Source organism: Streptomyces sp. NPDC055140, assembly GCF_053607285.1.
In genome coordinates, this window is record NZ_JBSGTG010000045.1 from 34,662 (window position 1) to 53,345 (window position 18,684).

The 18,684-nt window shown below is 69.2% G+C and carries 13 protein-coding genes and 4 pseudogenes; 6 read left to right on the forward strand and 11 right to left on the reverse strand.

Annotated features, from left to right (window positions below; genetic code table 11):
* Positions 1–352: 352 nt before the first annotated feature.
* The 4 genes and pseudogenes from ACWFR4_RS43585 to ACWFR4_RS43600 all read right to left on the reverse strand — a co-directional run.
* A complete protein-coding gene (locus ACWFR4_RS43585; protein ID WP_453657006.1) occupies positions 353–1,417 on the reverse strand; it encodes a CU044_5270 family protein in 1,065 nt (354 codons plus the stop codon).
* Complete coding sequence (locus ACWFR4_RS43590; protein ID WP_453657007.1) at positions 1,414–2,052, reverse strand: RNA polymerase sigma factor; 639 nt, start codon at positions 2,050–2,052, stop codon at positions 1,414–1,416. The genes ACWFR4_RS43585 and ACWFR4_RS43590 overlap by 4 nt, the downstream gene beginning before the upstream one ends.
* 348 nt (positions 2,053–2,400) lie before the next feature.
* Positions 2,401–3,618: an MFS transporter gene (locus ACWFR4_RS43595; RefSeq protein ID WP_453657008.1), complete on the reverse strand. Its 1,218-nt coding sequence runs from the start codon at positions 3,616–3,618 to the stop codon at positions 2,401–2,403.
* A 377-nt stretch (positions 3,619–3,995) separates the two neighbouring features.
* A pseudogene (locus ACWFR4_RS43600) lies at positions 3,996–4,585 on the reverse strand (TetR/AcrR family transcriptional regulator); the annotation flags it as partial.
* Positions 4,586–5,107: 522 nt separating this feature from the next.
* On the opposite strand from ACWFR4_RS43600, the gene ACWFR4_RS43605 reads away from it, so the two are divergent.
* Positions 5,108–6,133, forward strand: a complete 1,026-nt coding sequence (locus ACWFR4_RS43605) for a DUF6528 family protein (RefSeq protein WP_453657010.1) — start codon at positions 5,108–5,110, stop codon at positions 6,131–6,133.
* Here the strand turns inward: ACWFR4_RS43605 and ACWFR4_RS43610 are convergent.
* The 4 genes and pseudogenes from ACWFR4_RS43610 to ACWFR4_RS43625 all read right to left on the reverse strand — a co-directional run bounded on the left by ACWFR4_RS43610 (position 6,097) and on the right by ACWFR4_RS43625 (position 10,505).
* Positions 6,097–6,270, reverse strand: coding sequence for a hypothetical protein (locus tag ACWFR4_RS43610; protein WP_453657012.1), 174 nt, complete (start codon positions 6,268–6,270; stop codon positions 6,097–6,099). The two genes, ACWFR4_RS43605 and ACWFR4_RS43610, sit on opposite strands and share 37 nt — an antisense overlap.
* Before the next feature lie 648 nt (positions 6,271–6,918).
* On the reverse strand, positions 6,919–7,809 hold the full coding sequence (locus ACWFR4_RS43615; protein WP_453657014.1) for a COG4705 family protein: 891 nt from the start codon (positions 7,807–7,809) through the stop codon (positions 6,919–6,921).
* A gap of 336 nt (positions 7,810–8,145) precedes the next feature.
* Positions 8,146–9,330, reverse strand: coding sequence for a PstS family phosphate ABC transporter substrate-binding protein (locus ACWFR4_RS43620; RefSeq protein ID WP_453657016.1), 1,185 nt, complete (start codon positions 9,328–9,330; stop codon positions 8,146–8,148).
* A gap of 597 nt (positions 9,331–9,927) precedes the next feature.
* A pseudogene (locus ACWFR4_RS43625) lies at positions 9,928–10,505 on the reverse strand (DUF1062 domain-containing protein).
* A 712-nt stretch (positions 10,506–11,217) separates the two neighbouring features.
* Here ACWFR4_RS43625 and ACWFR4_RS43630 point away from each other — a divergent pair.
* From ACWFR4_RS43630 to ACWFR4_RS43640, 3 genes are all read left to right on the forward strand, one after another.
* Positions 11,218–12,024, forward strand: a complete 807-nt coding sequence (locus ACWFR4_RS43630) for an SDR family oxidoreductase (RefSeq protein WP_453657032.1) — start codon at positions 11,218–11,220, stop codon at positions 12,022–12,024.
* A 6-nt stretch (positions 12,025–12,030) separates the two neighbouring features.
* Positions 12,031–13,371, forward strand: coding sequence for an NAD(P)/FAD-dependent oxidoreductase (locus tag ACWFR4_RS43635; RefSeq protein WP_453657018.1), 1,341 nt, complete (start codon positions 12,031–12,033; stop codon positions 13,369–13,371).
* A 513-nt stretch (positions 13,372–13,884) separates the two neighbouring features.
* The gene (locus tag ACWFR4_RS43640) at positions 13,885–14,184 is read left to right on the forward strand and encodes a hypothetical protein (protein ID WP_453657020.1); all 300 of its coding nucleotides are present in this window, start codon (positions 13,885–13,887) and stop codon (positions 14,182–14,184) included.
* Between the two features lie 221 nt (positions 14,185–14,405).
* Here ACWFR4_RS43640 and ACWFR4_RS43645 read toward each other — a convergent pair whose 3' ends face one another.
* Positions 14,406–14,780: a DUF7144 family membrane protein gene (locus ACWFR4_RS43645; protein WP_453657022.1), complete on the reverse strand. Its 375-nt coding sequence runs from the start codon at positions 14,778–14,780 to the stop codon at positions 14,406–14,408.
* A 470-nt stretch (positions 14,781–15,250) separates the two neighbouring features.
* Here ACWFR4_RS43645 and ACWFR4_RS43650 point away from each other — a divergent pair, with 470 nt between their 5' ends.
* Together ACWFR4_RS43650 and ACWFR4_RS43655 are read left to right on the forward strand one after the other, a co-directional pair.
* Positions 15,251–16,579, forward strand: coding sequence for a purine-cytosine permease family protein (locus ACWFR4_RS43650; RefSeq protein WP_453657024.1), 1,329 nt, complete (start codon positions 15,251–15,253; stop codon positions 16,577–16,579).
* 52 nt (positions 16,580–16,631) lie between these two features.
* Complete coding sequence (locus ACWFR4_RS43655; protein ID WP_453657026.1) at positions 16,632–18,083, forward strand: amidase; 1,452 nt, start codon at positions 16,632–16,634, stop codon at positions 18,081–18,083.
* A 20-nt stretch (positions 18,084–18,103) separates the two neighbouring features.
* On the opposite strand, the pseudogene ACWFR4_RS43660 reads toward ACWFR4_RS43655, so the two are convergent.
* Both ACWFR4_RS43660 and ACWFR4_RS43665 read right to left on the reverse strand, forming a co-directional pair.
* A pseudogene (locus tag ACWFR4_RS43660) lies at positions 18,104–18,485 on the reverse strand (SDR family NAD(P)-dependent oxidoreductase); the annotation flags it as partial.
* A gap of 64 nt (positions 18,486–18,549) precedes the next feature.
* Positions 18,550–18,684 (reverse strand): annotated as a pseudogene (locus ACWFR4_RS43665) (IS481 family transposase); the annotation flags it as partial.

Sequence of the window (18,684 nt, forward strand, 5' to 3'; positions counted from 1 at the left end):
CGAACCCCGTACGACGTAGGACCGTGATCGGGTGGCGGGTTCGCCTGGCGGTATGCCTCGAAGGCCGCCTCATCACGGGGCTCCAGGCTGTCCACAACCCCGAGAAGCTGTCATGCATCGACCGGGAGACCGCAGTGGGCCGCTGAGCCCGAACCGATCCGCCCCGGGCGACCTGGATACGACGCGGCGGGGCGGAGGCGAACTCAGGTGCACCCCTGCCCGACTCGGGCAGGGGTGCACTGGGCCATGCGAAACCGGGGACGGCTCGAGTCGAGGGGGTGCCGGACCTGCCTCCAGGCGAACGGAGGCGCCGAAACTGGCAGCCACGCCCGGCTCGGTTCATGGCGTTGTGTCAGCTCTCCTGTGAACGCCCCGTCGTCCGCGGTGTGCCGGTGGGCTCGGCGCCGGCCTTGTCGACCACCGCGTGTTCGATCACGGCATTGCTCGACAGCAGCGTCCCGCTCCTGCCGTAGGAGGTGTCTTTGGTGAGGTAGCTGCGGGAGCCGAGGAACGTGAGGTCCTGCTGGTCGAAGACCCACTCCGTTCGGGTGCCGTACGTGGTGTCTTCGCGAGCGATGCCCACGCCGTGGCGCCCGATGGCGTCGCGGGCCTTGGGAGCTTCGGTGACGCCGGGGATGGCGGCGGCCGCGCGGTAGAGGGCGGCCGCCGTGTCGGGCGGCATCACCTCGCCGACGAGGTCACCGATCCGGTCGAAGACCGCCTGGTCGCGCTCCTGCTCGTCCACCTTGGGCGTCTTGGCATACAGGTAGGTCAGGAGCTTGTCAGGGTCGGTGGGCAGGGCGGTGAGCCAGCGGTAGGTGGGCCGGTTGATGCCGGCGGGTGTGCCGTCGGTGTCGCCGAGTTCGGCGTTGATGGGGAGGGTCTCGCCGTCGGCCTTGGCGAGGCCGAGTGTGTGCAGCGGCTCCTGCTTCTGCGACCACCAGGTCTCACGGTCCTTCAGCGGGCCGACGACGGCCTTGCCGCTGGTGATATCTGCCTCCCTGGACTTGGCCCTGGTATACGTGAACTGGTCGTCCCTGACCGGTAGTGCGTCGCCCTTGAGGGCGGCTGCGGAGATCTGGTTCAGCAGCGCCGCGGCGGGCCGCACCGTGTCGGTGGCCTGGGTGGCGGGCTTGCCGTCGGGGGCGGTGAGGGCGATGCCCGCGGCGAGGATCCCGCTCAGGGCGACCGCAGTGACCGGCAGCAGGACGGCGGGACGCAGCAGCCGTCGGGCGGGGCGGGATGCCTGGTGGTCTTCGGAGGTCTGGTCGCGGTCGATGCGTTGCATCAGCAGTTCCTTGTGGTGAAGGTGCTGCTCGTGCGGGAGGTCCCGACAACCGGGGGCCGGCAGCAGCCGGGCGATCTCGTCGGCGTCGGTGCGACGGGCCGGGGTCGAAGGGATGTCGTTGTCGTTCATGCCGTTTCCTCCCGCACGGGCAGGGCCGCGAGTGCGGCTTCACGAGTCATCTCTCCGCGAACCGTGCCGGGTTCCGCCGGTGATGGCGTTCCTTCGTCGGCGAACCGGCCGAGCTTGGCGCGGGCGCGCGACAGACGCGAGCGCACGGTGCCGACGGGGATGCCGAGCGCTTCGGCGGTCTGCTGGTAGTCGAGTCCGGACCACACGCACAGGGTCAGGACCTCCCTTTCCTGGCGTCGCAGCCGGTCCAGCGCGCCCTGGACGGCCTGCAGCCGACGGGCGTCATCGACGCGTCCGGCGACCTCGGCGGCGAAGTCCGCCACCACGGGAGGCCGGCGCTGCCGAGCCAGGAAGGCGAGGCGGCGGCGCAGCCCGCGTCGCACGTTCGCCGCCTTGTGGGTGGCGATCCCGAGAAGCCATGGGGTGAGCGATCCCCCCTCGGCGTCCAGACGGTCCCGTGCTCCCCAGGCGGTCAAGAACGTTTCGGACATGATGTCTTCGGCTGTCGCCCAGTCCGCGGTGAGCCACAGCGCATGTTGGTAGACGCGGCCGGCGCACTGCTCGTACAGCTCGGCGAACGCGTCGCGTTCGCCGGCCCGTACCCGCAGGCGCAGCCCGTTTTCTGAGTCCCTCACAGCTCATACCTCTCCGCCGCCGCAGCGGAGTTCCTGTGACGTACGCCATAGCGACGGCGGGGCGACCAGGATGTGCCGACGCGCACTGACGACCCTGGTCGCGAGCGGTGAAGACGCAGACCCTCGCTGCTCCAGAACTCTCACTCCCGCGTGTGGCTTTGCGTGCGCCGGACCACGTCCTTGCACGGTCCTCGCCGTCACTGTGGGCATCAGCCGCTCGAAGTTGGGGGTGGCTGGTGCCCGATCTGCTCGGTGCAGAGGACCTGATCCCGGGAGCCACCGCCGGTCAGTCACCGCTCCGGCACCTCGTGCCCGCCGCCACGGCTACGGCAACGAGTCTGCATGCGCTCATTGGGCCGCGGTGACCTGGTCGGCTTCCGTCGAGTGCTCCGCACGGGACGAGATGACCACATCCGAGCGTCGGGTGCCCCGGTCCACGAAGCCTCCCGTGAAGGCGAGGCCCAGGCCGGCCAGGGCGAGAGCCGCCCCGACCAGGTTGGGTGAGGTCCATCCCCAGCCCGCAGAGATGGCCAGGCCGCCGAGCCAGGCGCCGCCCGCGTTGGCGAGGTTGAAGGCGGAGTGGTTGGAGGCGGCCGCCATCGTCGGAGCGTTCTGCGCCTTGGCCATGAGCAGCATCTGGACGGGCGTGGTGATGAGGGAACCCATCGCACCGATGAAGGCGATCGTCACCAGGGCGGGCACGGTGCTGTGGACGGTGAAATAGAACGTCACCAGCGCCGCGGCGAGCAGAGCGAGCCCCGCGTACAGCGTCGGCCTGAGGGCACGGTCCGTGAGCGGGCCCGCGATCACCGTGCCGAGCGTCATGCCGACGCCGTAGAGCGCGAGGACCAGCGTGGTGGAGGAGTCGGAGATGCCCGTCACGTTCGTCAGCATGGGCACCAGGTAGCTGTAGACGGCGAAGAACCCGCCGAACCCGACGACGGCCGTGGCCAGGCCGATCGCGACCTGCCTGTTGCCCATCGCCCGCAGCTCGTGCCGGATGCCGGACTGCCGGCCGCGTGGCTGGTGGGGAACGAAGAGGGCCAGCGAGGCGAGGGCGACGATGCCGATGACGGCGACCGCCCAGTAGGCGGACCGCCAGCCCAGGTGCTGCCCGAGGGCCGTACTCGCCGGCACACCGATGATGTTCGCAATGGTGAGCCCGAGGAACATCTTCGAGACGGCACGTGCGGCCCGTTCGGGGGCGACCAGCCGGGAAGCGACGACGGCGCCCACACCGAACAGCGCTCCGTGCGGCAGACCTGCCAGAAAGCGCGCGGCGAAGAGCAGCCCGAAGTTGGGAGCGAGCGCGGACGCGATGTTGCCGACAACGAAAAGGCCGGACAGGAGCAGCAGCAGCCGCTTGTGGGGAACGCGCGCGCCGATGCCCGTCAGTACGGGGGCGCCGACGACGACACCGAGTGCGTAGGCCGATACGAGGTTGCCGGCATGCGGCACGGATACGTCGACGCCGTCAGCGATCTGGGGCAGCAGCCCCATCGTGGCGAACTCGGTCGTGCCGATGCCGAACGCGACAACAGCAAGGGCCAACAGGGCCAGCGGCATGGTGCAGGAGACCTTTCGAAGACAGTGGTCCGTGAGCGGATGGGTGTGGAGGGGACCGGGAAGGTCTCCGACCCGGTGGTCTGTCGCGCTGAGCATGAGGGCCCGGCGCCACCTTGGGACAGGGTTGGGCAGAGACGAGCCCACAAGGCTCAGCAGTGCCAGGGACCCGCGCATTCCAAGATCGACCGAAACGTGTCAGTGACCTCCGTCACCCGCTATCGCCCGTCCTGGCACGTACCGCTGCTGCCCGTCGCCCTTCGGTCGGCCCTCCCTCCCACGAGGGAGTGTGTGTGCAGGGAGCTGCCGTTTGCGGTCGGGCTCTGCGGCGGCACTCGCCGATGCTCGGGGCGGTCCGCTCGGCCCGATGCCGGGGCCTGCTCCGGCGTACACCCGCGCAGGGTGGATGCGATGACGACGTCCAGTCCGTGCTCGGCCACGTCCGGCGGGAGCATGCCGCTCACCGACAGGCCTGCGTAGCCGTGCAACGCGGCGAAGATCGGCAGCGCGACAAGTTCCAGCGGTCCCTCTCGCACCTCGCCCTGCGCTGCCCGGCGCCGATGAGTTCCAGGAGGTCGTCGGACCAGCGGTGGGCCGCCGTGCCCAGGGCTTGGGACGCCTCTGGGGCGTGCTTGACCGAGAACATCAGGTCGAGGAGCTCGGCATTGCCCACGGCGAAGCCCACGTAGGCGCGGGCCGCGGGTCCAGGCGCTCGGCGAAGGTCTCGCCGGCGGTTTCCTGGGAGGCGGTGATGGCCTTGGCGAGCCGCTCGAAGCCGGTCAGTGCCAGGGCGTCCAGGAGGGCTTGTTTGGACTTGAAGTGGCGGCTGGGCGTGGCCGGGCTCACCCCGATGTCGCGGGTCAGCTCCCGCAGCGACAGCGCGCCCGACCCCTTCTCGCGCAACGTCTGCTCGGCGGCGCGCGAGCAACTCGGCGGGGAGGTCTCCGTGGTGGTAGGGGCGGTTCTTCATGAATTCTCCAGCGTGGAGAATTCTCCAACATGCCTGTCACAGTGGCTGGTTGCTGTCGGCCATCTGCTTATCGCGGTTCTGGGTAAACGGGGGCGACCTTGGTCCTGCGGCCGGGGATCTGCCGGTGGGGCAGGTCCCGGGCCCGATCTCTCATAGGTGACCGGACGGTACCGGGCCCGCGTCGAGCACCTCGGGGGCCAACTCGCCTGCGGCGACATGGCTGTTGCGGCGCCCCCGCAACGCGTAGATCACCAGACCGACCGCCTGGTTCTGTCGAGGAGGTCCTGGCGTTCACGCCAGGGAGGAATCGGCTCCGGTGTTCGCGACGCGGAGCGTCGCCGTGACTCGTCGGTTTCGGCAGGGCGCGGAGCGCCCGCCCGCAGGAGGTCTGAGCGGAACACCGATCCGCGGCAGCCAAGGGCCGCCGCCTCTGTTCCCCGCCCCCACTCCATGGCAAGGTGATCGACTCGGCCCCGCCGACGGCAACACGGCCGACACCGAACGCAGTTGGAGGTACCGAAGGTGCGAAGACGAAGCCTGCTGAGAGGCGTGGTGGCCGCGGGAGTGACGGCGGCGAGCGGAGCCGCGCTCACCCGCCCGGCGGCCGCGGCCACGAACTACTTGGTCGTGATGGTGGAGCAGAAGACCAACCAGGTACAGCGGTTCAGCAACGGCACGACGGACTGGAGCGGCGCACCCGACTGGTACTGGGATGCCCCCGGCGCGGCGGACGATCCGCAGTGGCGCTACCTCTCCGACGTCAGGCGGCGCCTCACTGCCAAGTGGGACGACGTGCTGGTGTGCACCTCGTCGGGGACTCCCGACCAGGGTGGGCGGGCCGCGATGATCCGGGAGAGCGACAAGGCGATCGTCTGGCAGGTCAACGTCCCCGGCAATCCGCACTCCATCGAGCGGATCGACGGGCACGGCGCGATGGTCACCGCGTCCGCCAAGGGCCGCGGCTTCACCGACGACTGGACGTCCGGCGGCGGCATCAACCTGTTCGTCCCGAGTACCCACGGCGGCATTCCCCCGACGTCGTTCGCGAACAGCATCAGCGTCGGATTCGCCGGCGCGCACGGGGTGTTCTGGGACGACGTGAACCGCCTGCTCCTGGCGATCGGCACCAATGCCCTGCGCGCCTACAGTCTGGTGACGGACGCCGATGACATCATCACCGGCCTGAAGCAGGAGACGTCGCTCTCCTTCGGCGGCACGGGCCACGACCTGCAGCCCGACTACAGCTCGGACAAGCTCCTCTACACGGTCGGCGGCGACAGTACCAACCCCGACCACGGCATCTGGGAGACCAGCCTCATCCGCAACCCGGTCTTGGGGACGTGGAGTTTCGCGTCCCCGGCGCGCCTCTACGACTGGTACTTCACCAAGTCCTTCAGCCGCCTCCCGGACGGCACGGAGTTCTGGGTCGACGCCCCGAACGCGGACGAGTGGTGGAACGACACGGTCGGCTTCTCCGGCCGCGGCGACTCGGTCCGCACCGGCGCGCGCTTCTACAAGGCGCGGTTCTGGTCCCATGCACTGACCTGAGCCGGATCCTGCTGGATCCGCCGCGCAGAGCCTGGGTGTCCGGCGCCCTGGGCGAAGCAGATGGACAAAATCAGGATGTCGTCGACGTCGGTGACGCCGGACAGCCCTGCTGCCTGCTCGACGATGCCCAGGTTCACGGGCTCTGCCTCTTCACGCGATTGCCCGGCGACAGTACCCGGCGCCCGCCGCCTGTCGCCCGCCCGTACATCGCGTGGCCCGTGCAGCCGTCAGGTCAGGACCGTGGGTGCGATCACATCGGCTCCGAACCAGCGCCGGGCGCGGTCCGTGACGGCCCCGATGCGTTTGTCGAACTAGCCGCCGCTCTCTGGCCCATCGTGCTGCGCCTAGGTGCGGAAGTCGACACGGTTCCACACGTCCCACAGATGGACCGGTCCGCGAGTCGGGTCCTGCGGAGGCCGGCCGGGGGCGCCGGAGTAGGGCGAGCCGGGCCAGTAGGGGCGGGTGGGATCCAGTTCCGTGACAAGGTCCGGGATGCCGAGGACACGGGCCCCACAACAGGGGTTACGGATCCTTGCCGGAACCTCAGAGGCCATGGAGCTCCGCCCCCGGTGGAGGCCGTGGAGTTTCGGACCCGGCGGGAGCCGACCGCAGAGGCTCCGGAAGTTCCAGCGCTGCCACGGGCTTCGCGAACTGCATCCGGGACAGCCCTGCGTAATGCGCTCCGCGTCCAGCAACTCCTCGCGCGCCCGCGCTCCATGGGTCAGCCCGGTCTCGACGACGAGGCCCAGGGTGCTCTCGTGGCCCGGTTGACGGTCACTTGCCAGTCATGTGGCCGGCTCCCGCTCCTTCTTCACCGCTGCGGCGTCGGTCCGGCGCTCCTGCACCTGGGCATAGGTCATCAGGGCGAACAGAACGGCGAGCAGGACGGCGGACGAGCCCACCGTACCGAGATCCAGGCCGCCCTTGGCGGCAGGCTTGGTAAGGAAGTCACCGGCGGTGGCGCCCAGCGGGCGGGTGAGGACGAAGGCGATCCAGAACAGCAGCACGTTCGGTACCGCGGGCACCCTCATCAGCGCCACGAGCACGGCGAGCACCCCAGTAACGAGCAGCGCGCCGCCGGCGTAACCAAGGCCGGAGCTGTCGGAAAGGAAGTCGCCCATCGAAGTGCCGAGGGTGTTGGAGACGAGGATCGCCGCCCAGAACAGCGCCTCTCCTTTGAAGGTGACGATGTCGCGGATCTGGAACGTCATCCCGCTCAGCTTCCAACCAAGGAAGATCGCCAGGAGGATCGAGATCAGGATCGCCGCTCCCTCCGGATAGCCGAGACCCAGGCCCTGCGGCCCCCAGCCCAGCTTCGTCGCGCCGTTCGAGAGGAACTGAGCGCTGGCATCCCGGTTCATGAAGTCGGACATCGTGGTGCCGGCCATGCTGGTCGAAAGAATCACGGTCCAGTAGAAGAACGGGTTGTAGCGCCTGGAGCGCAACTGGACCACCAGTGTCACCACGAAGACCACGAACAGCGCGATCGTGGTCAGGAAGTAGCCCAGCTTCAGGGTCTGCGCGAAGAGGTCGCCCGCCGTCTCACCCAAGGTCGTCGCGGCGATCTTCATGATCCAGAACGCCAGTGTGACCTCGGGCAGTTTCTTCATCACCGACTTGGTCCTGGCCGACGTGGTCGACACGTCGAGGCCGGTACGGACCTCTGGCTTCTCCACTCGGTGTCTCCTGTCCGGTCGAACGACTGGGCGCTCGCCCCCGGAAAGCGGGACGAGCGCCCAGTGAGATGTGCGGCCATGGACTGCGGCCGATGCCCCTGACCGTGACACAGAGATCCTGAAGATGTCTTGAACGCGGTCTCTGTGGCAGGTCAGAACGCGTGTCGGGTGGCCCGCAACCGCAGGCTCCCGACGATCACGGACCTCAAACCTCCCCATGGAGGTTGCCCGCTCACCCGGCCTGGACGTCCACGTCCGAATCGCGTCTGAGACCTGCCGCAGGATAGGGCCCGGCTGCTGTGTGCGGCAGGGCCCCACTCCACATCCGGGTGCTGCTCAGGGGGCGTTGTCGAGCGCCTTGAGGCTCGTGGTGGCCTGTTCGGAGCGGAGGGGCAGGAAGGCCTGCTGCTCGCCGACCGTCTGCTGGCCCTGCTTGCTGAGGATGAAGCGGGTGAGTTCCTCCATGACGGGGTCCTGCTGCTTGCCCGGTCGCTTGTTGACGTTCAGGTACGTGAGGCGGCTCAGCGGATAGTCGGCCGCGGCGACGTTCTCGTAAGTAGGGGCATAGGCCGGGCCGTTGGTGTCACGGCTGAGGGAGAGCACCTTGACCGGCTGGTCGACGTAGGCCATGCCGGTGTAGCCGATGGCGTACGGGTCTTCCTTGACGTCCTTGGCGATGTTGAAGACCGTCTTCTCCCAGTGCACGTTCGGGTCGGCCGCGGTTGAGCCGCTCGCCGCGCCGGGGCGCCACTCGCCCCGCTTGCCATCACTGTTGAGGACCCGCTGCCGTACGAACTCCTCGAACCCGTTCCATGGCTGGATGCCGACGATGTGGATCGGCTTGTCGGCCCACTCGCCCGTGGCGCCGAGGTCTCCCCAGGTCTTGGCGGCAGCTCCGCCACGGTTGCGGGTGGTGGACAGGGCGGCGTCGAGCTGTGCGAAGGAGAGCTTGTCGATCGGGTTGTCCTTGTTGACGATGAACCCGACGGAGTCCAGGAAGCCGTAGTGCCGGTAGCTACCGCCGGAGATGGGGATGCTCAGCGGGTCGTAGCCGAAGGCGTCGTGGAACCCCTGGATGTCGGTGGGCTTCAGCTCGCGGGAGAGGAAGACGCAGTCGAGGTTGCCCTTGATCAGTTCGAGGGCGCCGAGGCTGCCTGCGTAGGGCGGGTTCACCGCGATGTGGACTTTGGGGTACCGCTTCTCGAACTCCTTGATCCACCTCTTGGAGAGGTCGGCGAGCACGTCGGAGGCGCCGCATCGGTAGTCCCCGTGCAGGGAGTTCTTCGGCTTGGCGCGGTAGTTCGCGAGCGAGGCGTCGAGGGTGGGCTGCAGGAGCTCGGGGGCGGGCAGCGGGCGGCCGTGGGCCTGGTTGTACGCGTCCTGCTCGTCGGTCTGCGGGGACACCGGCTTCTGCGGAGCGATGGCCCAACCGGTCAGATGCTCGGCTGAGTTGTCGGAGCTGGCCACGCTGGTGAGGGTGCCCGCCGTCGCGAGCGTGGCGGCGATGGCCAGTGCGGTCACTGTACGAACTGTGCGTCTCATCAATGCTCTCCCGAAGCGGATCCATCCGGGCGGCTGAGCGATACGGGGAAAGGGCCTGTGACGGCCCGCAGCACGCTCGCGACCGGATGCTGGGGATTGGTGTGCCGGGGGACAGGGATGTGGTGGTGCTGAGGTGTCGAACGGGACGCTAGGTTCGGGCCTCCGCGCTGGGCCACGCCTGTGCGGGAAAATCCCCTAGGTCGTCTTTTTGCTCGTTCTGCGCGTCCGTACGGTCTCTGCCCAGGCGCGCGGTCGTACGACTTGTGCCGACTCCGACGGCGTTCTGCCAGGGAGTGGGGAGGTGCCAGAGTTTGGCGCAGAGGGATTTGCCCGGTCCCGGGAATGGTCCCTCACGGCTGTGATGGCAACGGCGGCGGATACACCGGAGCCGATTCAACCCGTCGGCTCGTCGCGTCTGACCGTGGTCCCGAATCGGAGGGCGAGAGTGAGCAGCATCCAAGCTGTTGCCCAGTCCTCGACAACCTGCCGATCACGGCGTCGGTCTCTCCTGCGTTGTGGACCAGGGCCTGTCCGGCGGACCGGACACTGCCGGACAGGCTCCCGGGCCGGAAGGACTCAGCGTATGAGCGTGAAGGTGAAGTCGCCCGAGAGCTTGCCGCTCAGGCGGACTGTCGACACGAGGCTCCCCTCGGTGGGCAGGCCCTCGTCCTCGGCTCGCGCATAGCCGAAACCCTCGTCGATCAGTTGCACCGGCCGCACAGGTATCCGTGCCGCAAAGCGGACCGAGGCCTGGCCAACACCGGCACAGGCGCCCACCGGCCACGGTGCGCCCGGTGCGGCGGCGGACCGTACGACGACTGCCAGGCCGGCCGCTCGGTTCGACCCGAGCCGCCCACGTCGCGGCGGCGTACGACCGGGTCCTGGAGCAGTTCGGCTGCCAGGCCGGGGTCGTTGTCGTGCAGCAGGTTCAGGAGGCCGGGTCGTACGGAACGCACGTTCATCCGCTCCAAGACAGTGAGCCTGGTGGTGTCCCCGCATCCGGTGCACAGCGCGAGGGGCCAGGCGTCGAGGGGCTTGTGGTTCGCGTTGACGCGGAATGTGCCGCTCGCCCGGAAGTGTGCGGAGGCGCACCTGTGGCAACGGCGGAGAACTATCGGCAGGCAGGTGGGCACGACCACCCAGTTTTTGGACACAGAGATACACCGGTTCCAGTGAGAAGACCGCAGCGAAAAGGAGCGCGGCGCACATGTGCGCCGCGCGACGGATCAGCGCTCGGGGGTTCTCACTTGGTGTACAACGGCACGTCCTTGACAGGGCGACTGTGGGCGGGAGAACGGTAACGGCACGCGGAAGTGCGGCTCCACTGATTTTCGGGCGAGTGGCGATGCCTCGCGGCGGGTGCCCGCACCTCCCGCGACCCACCGGGACATGCTGTCAGCTGTTCACGGGTTTGGGAGGCACCCAGATAGGTCTGCCGCAACGCCGCGTCGATGGCGCGCCGAACGATCGAGTGCAGCTCCTCGGGGCCTGTCTGGTGCTCCCACCAGGAAGCGTCCGTCGCGCCCCGGTGGCTCACGGAGGCCATAGCGGTGGAACCAGGAGCCCGGTCACCCGCTCTCAGGACATGACTGCGCGAGGAGCCAGCGCAGGCGCCCGACGCAGCTCCTAGCCCGAACGTGTGCATCCACGGCCGAAATGCGGCTGTGAGCCGCGCCGGTTTGTCCCGCCCGTGACGCCGGGTGCTTTCGTCTGGGTGCCGGATAAGAGACGGCTCCTGTGTTTGTTCCGGAGGGCCGGTCGCCCTCCGGGCCTCCGTCATGCGCGCGGACCGTCATGTCGGGATTGCCGTCCGAAACGCCGAAGGAGAACGTGGTGGCAGGAAATCTCGACGAGAACCGCGTGGCGATGTCCACGCAGCTGCTCAAGGGCCAGAAGGCGCTGGTGACCGGCGCCAACTCGGGCATTGGCCTGGCGACCGCCATCGCCCTTGGCCGAGCGGGAGCAGACGTCGTCGTGAACTACGTGGCCGGGGGCGACGAGGCCGAGAAGGTCGTAGCACAGATCGAGGCCTTCGGAGTACGCGCCTACGCCCACGAGACCGACGTGTCCGACGAGGACCAGGTGGTCGCCATGGTCGCGCGGATGGTCAAGGAGTTCGGCACCATCGACATCATGGTGGCCAACGCGGGCCTCCAGCGGGACGCGTCCGTGGAGGACATGACGCTTGCCCAGTGGCAGAAGGTGATCGACGTCAATCTGACCGGTCAGTTCCTCTGCGCGCGGGAGGCCGCCAAGGAGTTCATGCGGCGCGGCGTGGTGGAGGAAGTGTCCCGGTCGGCCGGGAAGATCATCTGCATGAGCTCGGTCCACCAGATCATTCCGTGGTCGGGGCACGTCAACTACGCCTCGTCCAAGGGCGGTGTGGGCATGCTGATGCAGACCCTCGCCCAGGAGCTGGCCCCCAAGAGGATCAGGGTCAACGCTGTCGCCCCCGGGGCCATCCGCACGCCGATCAACCGCGACGCCTGGTCCACCCCCGAGGCCGAGGCCGACCTCCTGCGCCTGATCCCGTACGGCCGTGTGGGCGACCCGGACGACATCGCCAACGCTGTCGTCGCCGTCGCGTCCGACCTGCTCGACTACGTCGTCGGCACCACCCTCTACGTCGATGGCGGAATGACGCTCTTCCCCGGCTTCGCCACCGGAGGCTGATCTCCGATGCAGGACCATGTCACACCCCGCCGGGTGGTGATCCTCGGTGGGGGGTTCGCCGGGCTCTTCGCCGCCCGCGCCCTGCGGCGGTCGCCAGTCGCAGTGACCGTGGTCGACCGCCGCGCCCACCACCTCTTCCAGCCGCTGCTCTACCAGTGCGCCTCGGGAATCCTGTCCGAGGGTCAGATCGCGCAACCGCTCCGCGCGGTCCTGCGTCGCCACCACAACGTGAGCTGCTTGCTGGCCGAAGCCACCGATGTGGACGCCGACGCCCGGCTGGTGCACGCCCGACGACCCGATGGCGGAGATCTTCGTCTGCCCTACGACGATCTGATCGTCGCGGTCGGCATGCGCCAGTCCTACTTCGGGCACGACGAGTTCGCCGCGCACGCTCCCGGAATGAAGACCCTGGACGACGCACTGGCCATCCGCCGACGGATCTACCGGGCGTTCGAGATGGCCGAAGCGGCAGCAGACGACCGCGAAAGGCAACAGTGGCTCACCTTCGCGCTCGTCGGCGGTGGCCCGACCGGAGTCGAACTCGCCGGCCAGATCCGGGAGATCGCCGGCCACACGCTCGAGCGGGAGTTCCGGACGATCGATTCCGCAAAGGCCCGGGTGCTGCTTTTCGAGGGGTCCGACGCTGTGCTGGGGGCGTTCGGCTCCAAACTCGCCCGTCGTGCGGCCCAGACCTTGCAGCACCTCGGCGTGGAACTCCACCTGGGGACCATCGTCACCGATATCGACGCGCAAGGCCTGACTGTACGAGAGCATGACGGCGCGACGACCCGGTTCGATGTGCGCACCGTGCTGTGGACGGCGGGCGTCGAGGCACCACCGATCGCCACCGCGCTGGCCCGGGCGACCGGCGCCGAACAGGACCGCGCCGGACGCATCCTCGTCGAGCCCGACCTCACCGTCCCCGGCCATCCGGAGATCCGCGTCACGGGCGACGTCATGAGCCTGAACCGATTGCCGGGCCTGGCCGAAGTGGCCATGCAGTCCGGCGCATACGCGGGCCGGCTCGTGCGCCATGCCGTGGAAGGCAGGACGAAACGGCCGAAGCCCTTCAAGTACGTGGACCTGGGCAGCGCCGCCTACATCTCCCGCGGACGCGCTGTCGTCAAGGCCGGCCCCGTGCACCTGTCGGGCCTGACCGGCTGGCTCACCTGGCTCTTCATCCACCTGGCGTTCCTCACCGGATTCCGCAGCAGGCTGGGAGCGGTTCTCAGCTGGTCCGTCGCCTTCGCCACCAGCTCGCGACGCGAGCGTGCCTTCACCATGCCCGACGAAGAGACGCCGGCCGCCCGCCCGCCCGAGCCGAAGGCGCCGTCGCCGCCCCTCTAACGACGGGGTCGGCGGCTCTCCCGGCCGCTCCTTCCACATCCCGTCACTCCTCAGCCCCGCCGCCTGCGGGGGAGACCATCGAGGCGCACATGCTCAACACAACTGCCCTCCGATGACCTGCCCGCCGGACGCCTTCCGCAGCGGCACCGGGCTCGTCAGCCTCAGCCCCGGCGAGCGGCACACCGTCCGCTGGGGGATCACGCCGTGGGGGCCATGAGTGTGCCGTCATGGTCCCCACGGCGTGATCCGTCAGCGGGGCGAAGGCCACGAGGCGACACGGGCCTCCGATGAATTCGCCGCAGCCGCAGTGGTCACGTGCGCCAGGAGGGCCACCACCGTCGCTCTGGCCTGGCCGTTCCTCCTCTTTGCGGTGCCGGCCGCCGGCACCTTCCCGGGGCGATCTACGCGGCCGTCGTGCGGCACTGCGGAGATGTAGATGTCTGCCGCGGCTGTCGCGCAGCAGGCCGCTGAGACCTCCGACTCGTTTCACCACCACGCGCCGAAGGGGCCAACGTGACGACCGAGCAGGTACTCATCGGCATGGGCCTGACCCTGGTCCTCGCCGTCGGATCGCAGATCCTCGCGAGCCGCCTGCGCATCCCCACGGATCTGACCCGCCCGGTCCTGTCCCGTCGATACGAGGACGGAGCTGCCGTCCAGGCACAGCCCGCCGCCGATGCCCTGCCGCCCGGCTGCGATGTGCTGTTCCTCGTACGGCGGGTCGGCCGCCTCGATCCGGTCACCGAAGGCAGCCGACCACTGCCCCTGCCGGGGGACACGGTTGTCCTGTTGACCTCGGGAGGGCGGGCCTGACGACTCGTGACCCGTAGCCCTTCGGCTGGACGGTCTGCGTGGCTCGGAGGGCGCCTCAGCCTGTGCACCTTCCTGTACGTCGACGCGCTGGCCCGCTCCGGCAGGCCGGGTGAGACGCGCTACAGGTTGGAGGAGATGCATGGCGGCCACCACGTCGACGAGGCACTCGACCGTCTCGACCGGCGGCGCGGCCGAGACCGCTTCCGGTGCGTCGAATCCGGCTACACCCGAGCCCCGTGCACATGCCGCGGCTCGGCCAGCAGGCCGTAGATGACCAGAAGGGACACGAGCATCGTGAACAGCGACCAGAACGGGTAGACCGGGAGGAAGATCATCTGCCCGACCAGACAGAACGCGGCCAGGCAGACGCCCGTCAGCCGCGCCGCCCTGGAGCCCACGAACACGCCGATACCCGCCAGGGCCATCGCGATGCCGATGAAGACAAAGATCCAGCCCCAGGCCGTGTAGTTCAGGATGAGCAGCCGGTTGCCCTGGGAGTACACCTTCGAGTAGTAGCCGTGGTTGAAGATCGCCACGAAGCCGTTGAGAACGTTGAACAGAGCGCTGACCATCAGCAGGATTCCGGCAAATGCCACCCAGTGCGAGCGCTCCATCGGAGGCACGAGGCCGTCTGACCCAGAGGCTTGTTGCTGCATGTGAACCATGAGATCCAGCAACGTGGCAGACCGCAATCCGTACTGACCCGTCGGTGTCCGGCCCCACGGCCGGCCGTCGTCAGTCCGCCCGCACCGGGCGTCCGGGGCGGACCGAGCAGGATCGCGGCTTGGCCCCAGGATGGGGGGTGCTGGTCCTGGTGACCGGGTCCAGTCGCCCGTCGGGACGTAAGACGCACAGCGGAGTACCGCTCCCTGGGCCGGTGGCCGCAACGAGCAGTTCTCTCGGCGTCGTCGGGGTGAAGTTGGTCGCGGGGCACTGATCCGGTGCGCGGATGGGACGGGTGTCCGCCAGCCGCGTCCCGTTCCCGTAACGCACCGTGTCTTCGGCCGAAACACCCGGAACCTACCGTCCAAGCCACACGACGGTATACCAAAATCCGGGAGGGTCCGTGACCACTACCACGAGCAGCACACACCGGCAGCGGCAGCAGCACATCGAGACCGGACCGCTGGGCGAGGAGTACGAGCACGAGCCGGTGCCCACGCACGCGCGGCGCGGATTGCTCTCCGTCTCCTCCGTCTGGTTCGGCTTCCCGATGAACCTCGGCAACGCCGTCTTCGGCGGCGTCATCGTCTACAACCTCGGCCTTCTCACGGGCGCGGCCGCGATTCTCCTCGGCAACCTGGTGCTCTTCGCGTACGTCGGAGCGCTCAGCTGGCTCGCGGGGCGCACCGGCGAAAACTTCTCGCACCAGGCAGCCCGCACGTTCGGCACGCTCGGCGCCCGCATCCCGGCCGGATTCCTCTCCACCGTCGTCATCGGCTGGTACTCCTTCCAGATCGGCCTGAGCGGGACCACGCTCCAAGAGGCCCTGGGATGGGCGCCGTTGCTCGGGGCGCTCGCCGGAGGTGTGTTCTACACGGTCCTGACCGTCATCGGGATCCGTGCCCTGTCGCTGATCGGCCTCGTCGCCACGCCACTCTTCGTCGTCCTGGCGGGCGTCGCCGTCTGGTTCGCGCTCGGCGACGGCGGCACCTCGCTGGGCTCCGCCCTCTCGTACGAAGGCGCCGGGCACACCCTGTCCTTCGCCGCCGCGACCAGCATCGTCGTCGCCGGATTCTCCGACTCGGGCACGATGACCGCCGACTTCACCCGCTGGGCCAGGAGCGGGCGGGCCGCGGTCGCCGCGGCGAGCTGCGCGTTCCCCTTCGCCAACAGCGTCGCGTACCTGATCGGCGGGCTCGTCGTGGCGGTCGGCGGAGCCGTCGACCCCGCGGTCAACGGCGGCGGATTCCTCGGCCTGCTCACCGGCCACGGACCGCTCCTCACCGCCGTCGCGGTCCTGTTCGTCTTCGTCAACCTCGGCTCGGTCGCCTCGCACTGCCTGTACAACGGCGCCGTGGGCTGGTCAGCGATCACCCCGCTCCGCATGCGCCCGCTCGCGATTGCCCTCAGCGTGCTCGGCCTCGCGGCGGCGCTGACCGGGGTGTGGAGCCTGTTCCTCGACTGGCTGAACCTGCTCGGGATCTTCGTGCCGCCCATCGGCGCCGTCCTCATCACCGACCAGGTGTTCCTGCGCCGCCGTACGGCCGGCCGCCCCTCGCGCCCCTACCGCGGGTCCGCACTCGTCGCCTGGGCGGCAGGCGCCGGCGCCGCGACATTGGCCCACTACCTGCTGCCGGGCTCCGTCGACGCGGTCATCGGCATGGTCGTCGCCTGCGGGGTCTACGTGGCCGTGGGGCGCCCGGCACCGGCGCCCGTCGCCCAGGCGGCCTGACCCGCACCCACCCGACGAGAACACCCGCATCCCACCTGAGGAGCACACCCGCATGGATCGCGCAGCCCGCGACGAACTCTGCCGGCTTCCCGCCACCGAACTTGCCATTCGAATCAGGGAGTTGGAGGTGTCTCCGCTCGAGGCCGTCGACGCGGTACTCGACCGTATGGCGGACATCGACACGACTCTGAACGCCTACTGCACCCCTGTCCCCGACCTCGCCCGCGACAGCGCCCGTCGCATCGGTGAGCGGTTGGCGCGAGGCGAGGACGTGGGTCCGCTGGCGGGGGTGCCGGTCGGGGTGAAGGACCTGATCACGACGCGCGGGATTCGTACGACGTCGGGTTCGCCTGCGTACGAGGACTTCGTGCCGGACGAGGACGATGTGGTCGTCGAGCGGGTGGTGGCGGCGGGGGCCGTGGTGCTGGGCAAGACGAATGCCACTGAGTTCGGTTACAGCGCGGTGGGGCACAATCCGTTGTTTCCGGCAACGCGCAATCCGTGGAACACCCAGCTCACGCCGGGGGGTTCGAGTGCGGGTTCGGCGGCGGCGGTGGCGGCGGGGCTGGGGCCGGTGGCGTTGGGTTCGGACGGGGGCGGGTCGGTGCGGGTGCCGGCTGCGCACTGCGGTCTGGTGGGGTTCAAGGCGGCGATGGGGCGGGTGCCGGTGTGGCCGGGCTGCCGGGACGAGCGCTTCGCTGGGGTATCGGGCTGGGAGTCCTTGGAGCACATCGGCCCGCTGACCCGCACGGTCGCCGACGCGGCGCTGATGATGTCGGTCCTGGCGGGTCCGGATCCGCGTGACCGGCACTCGATCCCGTGCGGTGACGTGGACTGGACCGCGGTTCCCGCGGACGGCGGCGCGGCCGGGCTGCGCGTCGCCTACAGTGCCGACCTGGGCCATCTCGCGGTCGACCCCGAGGTACGCCGTGTGGTCGGCGAGGCGGTGGGCGTCCTGGAGAAGGATCTGGGCTGCCGTGTGGAGGCGGTCGACCCCGGGTGGGGCGACCCGGCCGAGGCGTTCGCGGCCCTCATCGCCGCCGAAACCGACCTGACCGGTATGCGCCGCCTGATCGGGGAACATGGCGCACGCATGTCACCGCACCTGGTGGCGATGATGCAACGGCGTTGGACGGCCGAGGAGTTCACCGACGCCAACATGGTCCGCAAGGCTGTCGTCAACCGCATGGCGCGCCTCATGTCGACGTATGACGTGCTGGTCACACCGACGACGGCGGTGCCGGCGTTCGAGGTGGGTATCCAGGGCCCGACGGTCATCGACGGCCGGAAGGTCACCGACACGGCCTGGACCGGCTTCACCTTCCCCGCCAACCTCACCGGCCAGCCCGCGGTGAGTGTTCCCGCGGGCTGGACCCGGAACGGGCTGCCGGTCGGCCTGCACATCGTCGGACGCCATCTGGCGGACGCCCAAGTCCTGGGCGTGGCCGCCGCGTTCGAGCGGGCGGCGCCGTGGGCCGATCGGTGGCCGACCGACCCCAATTGATGGCACTCCTTGGCGAAGCCCATGGCTCGGGTCCAGGCGAGTTCGGCGCCCTTGCCGGCGGAGTCCAAGGCGCGCTGGGACAGTCCGGCGGTCGCGGCGACGGAGCACATGTTGACGATCGCCGCGTCGTCCCGACGCGCTCGCAGCAGCCTTGCGCAGCGCGGGCAGGGCCGTCGCCGACACGCGGGCCATGCCGATGACGTTCACGTCGAGCACGTGATGCCATTGTGCGGAGGCGTTGTCCTCGACAGTGCCCCGGGCGCCGATGCCTGCGTTGTTGACCAGGACGTTCAGGCCGCCGAAGTGGTCCACCACGGTGTCGATGGCTGCCTGGACGGTGTCGTCGTCGGTCACGTCGCAGCGGACGTGCAGGAAGGGCTGGTCGGTGCCGGACCCGTCGAGGACGGCCGGTACGGGCGTTCCCGCTTCGTACCGCTTCACCGACAACTCCCCTTACGCATAGGCCCTAGCTGTATTGCCCTGAAGCGTTGTTTGCGCGGCTGATAGGGGGCTTGCCTGCGAGTGCGGTGTGGCATCGGTGGTGGTTGTAGGTGTGGAGGAAGTCTGTCAGGGCTGCGCTTCGTTCGCTGTTGCTGGTGTA

Coding starts and splice junctions, on each gene's coding strand:
- ACWFR4_RS43585 (WP_453657006.1), bottom strand. CDS start 1,417: ATGAACGACAACGACATCCCTTCGACCCCGGCCCGTCGCACCGACGCC.
- ACWFR4_RS43635 (WP_453657018.1), top strand. CDS start 12,031: ATGCAGGACCATGTCACACCCCGCCGGGTGGTGATCCTCGGTGGGGGG.
- ACWFR4_RS43595 (WP_453657008.1), bottom strand. CDS start 3,618: ATGCCGCTGGCCCTGTTGGCCCTTGCTGTTGTCGCGTTCGGCATCGGC.
- ACWFR4_RS43655 (WP_453657026.1), top strand. CDS start 16,632: ATGGATCGCGCAGCCCGCGACGAACTCTGCCGGCTTCCCGCCACCGAA.
- ACWFR4_RS43630 (WP_453657032.1), top strand. CDS start 11,218: ATGTCCACGCAGCTGCTCAAGGGCCAGAAGGCGCTGGTGACCGGCGCC.